Source organism: Exiguobacterium sp. A1_3_1 (assembly GCF_048985645.1).
In the GTDB taxonomy this organism is placed as follows: domain Bacteria; phylum Bacillota; class Bacilli; order Exiguobacteriales; family Exiguobacteriaceae; genus Exiguobacterium_A; species Exiguobacterium_A indicum.
On sequence record NZ_WBYY01000170.1, the window covers coordinates 1 to 6,876 of the forward strand.

8 protein-coding genes are annotated in these 6,876 nt (G+C 46.7%); 2 read left to right on the forward strand and 6 right to left on the reverse strand.

All coding sequences use genetic code 11. The features are described from left to right. The coding region (locus F8N00_RS14870; protein ID WP_421018481.1) for a sulfurtransferase at positions 1-496 on the reverse strand (496 nt) is incomplete at its 3' end. Positions 497-588: 92 nt separating this feature from the next. Here F8N00_RS14870 and F8N00_RS14875 point away from each other — a divergent pair. Next, positions 589-2,325: a phospho-sugar mutase gene (locus F8N00_RS14875; protein ID WP_058714000.1), complete on the forward strand. Its 1,737-nt coding sequence runs from the start codon at positions 589-591 to the stop codon at positions 2,323-2,325. A gap of 137 nt (positions 2,326-2,462) precedes the next feature. Beyond that, the gene (locus tag F8N00_RS14880; RefSeq protein WP_058265034.1) at positions 2,463-3,359 is read left to right on the forward strand and encodes an aldo/keto reductase; all 897 of its coding nucleotides are present in this window, start codon (positions 2,463-2,465) and stop codon (positions 3,357-3,359) included. 183 nt (positions 3,360-3,542) lie between these two features. On the opposite strand, the gene F8N00_RS14885 is transcribed toward F8N00_RS14880, so the two are convergent. The 5 genes from F8N00_RS14885 to F8N00_RS14905 form a co-directional block, all read right to left on the reverse strand. After that, entirely contained in the window at positions 3,543-3,731 is a 189-nt protein-coding gene (locus tag F8N00_RS14885) for a hypothetical protein (RefSeq protein WP_023467331.1), read from the reverse strand. Between the two features lie 142 nt (positions 3,732-3,873). Then, positions 3,874-4,524, reverse strand: coding sequence for an amino acid ABC transporter permease (locus F8N00_RS14890; protein ID WP_023467332.1), 651 nt, complete (start codon positions 4,522-4,524; stop codon positions 3,874-3,876). Next, positions 4,521-5,288 carry a transporter substrate-binding domain-containing protein gene (locus F8N00_RS14895; RefSeq protein WP_023467333.1) on the reverse strand — a complete coding sequence of 256 codons (768 nt, stop codon included), beginning with the start codon at positions 5,286-5,288 and terminating at the stop codon, positions 4,521-4,523. Before F8N00_RS14895 ends, F8N00_RS14890 begins: the two co-directional genes overlap by 4 nt. A gap of 163 nt (positions 5,289-5,451) precedes the next feature. Continuing rightward, positions 5,452-6,558, reverse strand: coding sequence for an ABC transporter ATP-binding protein (locus F8N00_RS14900; RefSeq protein ID WP_023467334.1), 1,107 nt, complete (start codon positions 6,556-6,558; stop codon positions 5,452-5,454). Positions 6,559-6,676: 118 nt separating this feature from the next. Next, the coding region (locus F8N00_RS14905) for a helix-turn-helix domain-containing protein (protein WP_421018482.1) at positions 6,677-6,876 on the reverse strand (200 nt) is incomplete at its 5' end.

Sequence of the window (6,876 nt, forward strand, 5' to 3'; positions counted from 1 at the left end):
TAGTCTCGTGGGCTCGGAGATGTGTATAAGAGACAGAGACAAGCATCTCATCTTGAAAACGAGGCGTGTACTGAGACGGTTCATAAGTAGGAACGTCGTCCGTGACCGGAAGATCGAACGCTAGGTAAGAGGAGAATCCGCCCTCAAGGACGACGACACGCTCATGTCCGATCCATTTAAACAACCACCAGGCACGAGCGGCATACGGAAAACCATCGTCGTACAAGACGACGAAGTCTTCTGGTGTTACACCATGCTGTTCCAGTGTGTGTTGCCACGCTTCTTTTGAAGGAAGCGGATGCCGACCACCGACCTCATCGATGGGACCGGAAAGGTCAGTCGTTAAATCCAGGTGCTGTGCACCTTCGACGTGTTGTTCCAAGAAAGCATTCCGTCCATATTCAGGTTGTTGCAAGTCATATCGGCAGTCAAACCAGCGAATCTGATCCGTTCGGACGAGCTGTTGAAGATCTGCCATTTGAATCGTAGGAAACATGCCTCATCACCTTACCCTTTCTAGTGTTAATCATATGAAAGGTATCGCTTCATCGCAAGTCTTACCCTCATTCAAAAAGGAGTCGATTTACCATGTCATGGAAAGAAACCTATCAAAAATGGGATCAGTTCGCTGATTTAGATAGCGCATTAAAAGAAGAGTTAGTCACGTTAGCAACGGATGAAAAAGCAGCTGAAGAAGCATTTTATAAAGAACTCGAATTTGGAACAGGTGGTATGCGTGGGGAAATCGGTGTCGGAACGAACCGGATGAACGTATATACGGTCCGAAAAGCATCACAAGGGTTCGCAGCATTCATTAAGGCGTCGGGGGAAGAAGCGGCAGCAAAAGGAATCGTCATCGCACACGATTCACGCCATTTCTCACCAGAATTTGCGTTAGAGGCGGCACGGACGCTCGCAAGTAACGGCATCAAAGCGTATCTGTTCGACGGTCTACGTCCGACACCGGAACTTTCGTTTGCGGTTCGGTCTTTACAAGCGGCGGGCGGGATCGTCATCACGGCGAGTCACAACCCACCAGAGTACAATGGCTATAAAGTATATGGGGATGACGGTGGACAACTTCCGCCAAAAGAAGCAGATGAACTCGTTTCGTACGTCAGCCAAATCGAAGATGAGCTATCGATTGAACTGGAGCAAGAAGAAGTCCTTCGCGCGAACGGTTTGATCGTCCGTGTCGGAGAAGAGCTCGACGAGGCGTATCAAGAAAAATTACAAACGATTCGTGTCTTACCTTCGATTCAATCGGAATTAGCGAATCCACTTAAAATCGTCTTCACACCACTTCACGGAACAGGTCTTGTGCCGGTAACAGAAGGCTTGAAACGGTATGGATTCGAACACGTGATAGTTGTTAAGGAGCAAGCAGAACCAGACGGTGCGTTCCCGACCGTGACGTCACCGAACCCGGAAGAACATGCTGCCTTTAAACTGGCGATCGAATATGGTGACCGGACAGATGCCGACATCTTGATTGCGACGGATCCCGATGCTGACCGTGTCGGAGTCGCAACACGTGATGCAGACGGAGAATGGACAGTCCTGACAGGGAATCAGACGGGAGCGTTATTGCTCGACTACATCCTTTCACAAAAAGCGGCGCAAGGAACACTGCCAGCGAACGGATTCGTCGCGAAGACGATCGTTACGTCGGAACTCGGCGCGTTGATTGCACGTCATTATGATCTCCATGTCGAGAATACATTGACAGGCTTTAAGTTCATCGGGGAAAAAATCAAACAATATAACGCATCGGGTCAATATGAGTATCTCTTCGGATACGAGGAGAGCTATGGTTACCTTATCGGTGACTTCTGCCGAGACAAGGATGCCGTCCAAGCGTGCTTGTTAGCCGCTGAGATGGCTGCGTACCATAAAAAAGAAGGACGGACGCTCTATGAGGCATTACAGGCGATTTACGAGCAGTTCGGGTACTTTGAAGAGTCACTCCGCTCTCTGACACTCAAAGGGAAGGATGGCGTGGCACAGATCGGGCGTATCATGGATACGTTCCGTGAGAATCCGCCAAAACAAGTGGCTGGAGAACAGGTCGTCTTATTCGAGGACTATGATGCGAGCATCGCCCACGATTTGAAGACACATCAACCTTCACCGATCAACCTGCCAAAATCCAACGTACTGAAGTTTACGCTTAGCGATGGATCATGGTTCTGCCTTCGTCCATCGGGTACGGAACCAAAAATCAAATTCTACTTCAGCGTCACGTCACCAGATGCTGCTGAGACGACACGGAAACGTCAGCAAATCGAAGATGAAGTCATGCAAGAAGTCGAACAAATTCAATAAGTCCCATGCAGGATCACGTCATCGACGGGGTCCTGTTTTTTGTCTGAGAGCATCAAAAAGTGAAATCCGTGCAACCGGTACCATTTTGGGGTACAGTAAACAAGATAGAGTTTATATGATAGGGGAGTGGAAGATAGATGGAACGGATTCAACTAACAGAAGATTTATCATTCTCACGCATCATTCACGGCTTATGGCGATTGAATGAATGGGAGATGACGAAAGAAGAGCGGCTTGAATTGATCGAAGCATGCCTTGCTTTAGGAATTACGACGTTTGATCACGCAGATATCTATGGCGATTACACGAATGAACGCTTATTCGGAGAAGCGCTTGCTTTAAAACCGGAGTTACGTGACCGAATGGAGATCGTTACGAAGACGGGCATCAAGATGAAAGGGAATCATTTCTCGGATCAGTCGTTGTCATTCTACGATACGACGAAAGAGCATATCATCAAACAAGTCAACCGTTCTCTTCAAGAACTCGGTGTCGAGTACGTGGATACGTTGTTGATTCACCGTCCAGATCCGTTGATGGACCCGAACGAGATTGCTGAAGCGTTCGTAGAGTTGAAGGACGCAGGAAAGGTACGGACATTCGGTCTCTCGAACCATACACCTGCGCAACAAAGTCTCATTCAGTCGCGCTTACCATTCATGCTCGTGACAAACCAACTCGAGTTGTCGGTTTCGGAACTGAAACATTTCGAAGACGGATCCGTTGATCTCTGTCATGAAAATGAGATGCCGTTGATGGCATGGAGTCCGCTTGCGGGCGGTCGTCTCTTCAAGGACGAGCAATATGCACCGTTACGCGAAAAATTAGCTGAGATCGCAGAGACGATCGGGGCAGAAGAAATCGACGAAGTCGCATATGCATGGTTGCTCAAACATCCAGCACGTATCATGCCAATCGTTGGTTCTGGTAAGATTGAACGCATCGAATCTGCGGTTCGTTCGACGAAGTTGTCGTTGACACGCGAACAGTGGTTTGAGATTTTGAAGGCGTCACGTGGTCGTGACGTCGATTAATTAATTTTGAGATAGAAGCGGATCAATGCGTAAATTGTCCGTTAGCGAAATAAAGTGAGAGGATCGTTTCCGATATATCATCCGGAAGCGATCCTTTCTTTCGCTTACGTATAGAACATATGTCAAAAAGTAAACAAAAAAAGCCCCATCTCAAGGGGGAGGAGAGATGGGGGATCTATGAGGTTAAGCTTCTAAGCGAAGCATCTCCTGACGGTATTTATCTAAACGATCTTTACTTGCTGACATGGCAGCTTGGTCATTGGCTTGAATCGCATCGAAGAGCGTACTGAGCTCATAATCGATTTCGAGACGTAGCACTGGAATTCGCTGCTCTGCATCTTGTCTACGGAAAGCTTCAATTACTTGTTTCATCTCGGCCACGCTCCTTTGTAAGTTGTCAGATAATTCTGATTTTTATTAGTATACTTGATTATTCCCGGATTGCCTAGTGCTAAACCTAAAAAAATCTAAAAAAAACACACTTGAAATCCTGACGGTTCCAAGTGTGGAAAATTCATTCTGGAATGCTGAATCGTGCCTCTAAGCGATGTTGAACACTTTGAATGAGCGTTGACATGATCCAGTAAATCGCAGCTGAGAATAGCAGCAACGGCATGACGAGATACGTCGTTGCTGAAATCTGGTCAGAGACATACGTCAATTCTTCGACAGCAACAATCGTACCGAGTGATGTCGATTTGATGATATCGATGACAGAGTTCGAAAGCGGTGGAATCGCCCGAGATAGTGCTTGCGGCAAGATGACATCCTTGAATGTCTTACGGCGCGGAATACCGAGCGAATCAGCGGCTTCCCATTGTCCACGATCGACAGAGGAGATAGCAGCGCGGAACGATTCTGAGATATACGCAGAAAAGTGAAGCGATAAGCCGAAAGCGAGAGCTTGGAATCCAGTCAATTGAAGGACAACGAGACCATTGTATAAGATCAGGATTTGTAACAGCAATGGTGTTCCTCGGAAGAAGGAGACGTATAAACGTGCAAAACCGCTAAAGACGGCAAGACGGCTATCACGCATGACGGCAAGAATCAACCCGAGAATAAGCGCAAAGACGATGGCGAGACCACTTGCTAGAAGGGTCGTACCAATCGCCTTTGCGTAGACGTCCGAGTTATCCCGGACGATCGTTAGTAATTCACTCACTTACTGATATCCTCGTTGAAATACTTCTCACCGATTTTTGCAAGAGTGCCGTCTTCTTGCATCTCAGAGAGTGCTTTATTGAAGTCTTCTGTATACTTGCTGTTTTTTGCCATCATGAAGCCTGATTCGTTCTTGTCGAACGTCTCACCGACCGCTTTGACTTTATAGCCTGCTTTCTTCAGCTCCGTCAAAACGAAGAGACGATCGTTCATAGCAGCATCAACACGACCTGCTTCAAGATCTTTTAAGACTTGGTTCGCACCTTTGTAGTATTTCACTTTCGCGCCAGCTTCTTCAGCCGTCTTCGCGTAAAGTGAACCTTGTGTCGAACCGACTGTCTTTCCTTTTAAGTCGTCGAGTGTTTTGATGTCGTTCGTTTTATTGTTGACGATGATCGTTGAACCAGAGACCGTATACGCATCAGAGAAAGCGTATTTTTCTTGGCGCTCAGGCGTGATTCCCATTTGGTTCGCGATGACATCGATTCGTTTTGAATCGAGTGCTGGGATGAGTCCTTTGAAGTCCATCGCTTTGTAATCGACTTTATAGCCGGCACGTTTTGCGACTTCGTTCATGACGTCTACGTCATAACCTGTCAATTTTCCTTTTTCTTTATACGTGAAAGGTGGGTACGTTGCTTCTGTACCGACTGTAATGACTTTTGACTCTTTATCAGAACCTGCGTTGTCGTTCGAAGCGCCGCATGCTGCAAGCACCCCCGCTGTCGATAATGCTGCTACAGCTAATTTCAAACCGTGTTTCATAGCGCTCTCTCCTTTATAAATGAATGATTTCAATTCCTAGTTTTCGAATAGGATTAATTTTAAGCTACAAGCAGTATCATACAAAGTTACAGGAACGTCTGTCAATAAAAAAGACTGCCCTTAAAAGGACAGTCTGAAACATCGTAACTGATCGATGATGCGATTAACGGATCGTTGCTTCCGTCGCAGAGTCGAAGAAGTGTGCTTTTGTCATATCGAAGAAGAGATCAAGCTGCGATCCCATCTCGACGTGTGAGCGTGAATCAACACGTGCCGTGAACGCTTGTTGTCCGACTTTTGAGTAGAGGTAAGACTCTGCACCCATCAATTCGGATACTTCGATATGTGCTGGGAAGCGGTGTGCTGTTTTCGTGTCTTGGTAGATCAATTCCGCATGGATGTCCTCTGGACGAATTCCGAGGACGAGATCCTTGTTCGTGTAACCACGGTCGCGGAGAACTTTCATTTTTCCTTCTGGTACTTCGAACTTCTCTTCTGTTCCTGAAACGTGGAAGAGACCGTCTTCCGCTAATTTACCTGTCAAGAAGTTCATCGATGGTGAACCGATGAATCCGGCAACGAACATGTTATCTGGGTGATCATAGACTTCTTTCGGCGTACCGACTTGTTGAATGATACCCGCTTTCATGATGACGATTCGTGTCGCAAGCGTCATCGCTTCCGTCTGATCGTGCGTAACGTAAATCGTCGTCGTCTCAAGACGTTTGTGTAGCTGAATGATTTCCTTACGCATTTGTACACGCAATTTAGCATCTAAGTTCGAGAGCGGCTCATCCATCAAGAAGACTTTAGCATCACGAACGATGGCGCGACCAATCGCTACCCGTTGACGCTGACCACCAGAGAGTGCTTTTGGCTTCCGCTCGAGGTATTCTTCAAGACCGAGGATACGAGCTGCGTTATCAACGCGTTGCTTGATTTCATCTTTTGGGAACTTCCGAAGCTTTAATCCAAATGCCATGTTATCGAAGACGTTCATGTGTGGATACAGCGCGTAGTTTTGGAAGACCATCGCGATATCGCGATCTTTTGGCGCTACATCGTTCATGCGTTTGCCGTCGATGATGAAATCCCCACCTGAGATTTCTTCGAGCCCAGCAATCATCCGGAGCGTCGTTGATTTACCGCAACCTGATGGTCCGACGAAGACGATGAATTCTTTATCTTTAATGTGAAGGTTGAAGTCATCAACCGCTTTTGCATCACCTGAGTAGATTTTATCGATATGTTCAAGACGAATTTCAGCCATGTGTAGTTCCCCCTAATGTAAATGATGAAATAATAACGCTTACAAGATTTAGTATAAAAGAAGTCAGGGAGTCTGCCTATGGACAACCTGACTAAATGCAAACGTTTTCAATTAGGCATCATGCTACAAGAAGTAAGGTATAGAGGAAAGTAGCGCCTTCAAATGAGCGAACATCGATTCCAGTCTGCTCCGTCAACCGGTCGAGTCGATACTGGAGGCTATTTCGATGTAAGAATAGATGTTTTGCTGTCAGGGAGACGTTCAAATTAGCTCGACAAAAAGCAAGGATCGTCTCACGAGACTCTGGCTCGAGTAAAC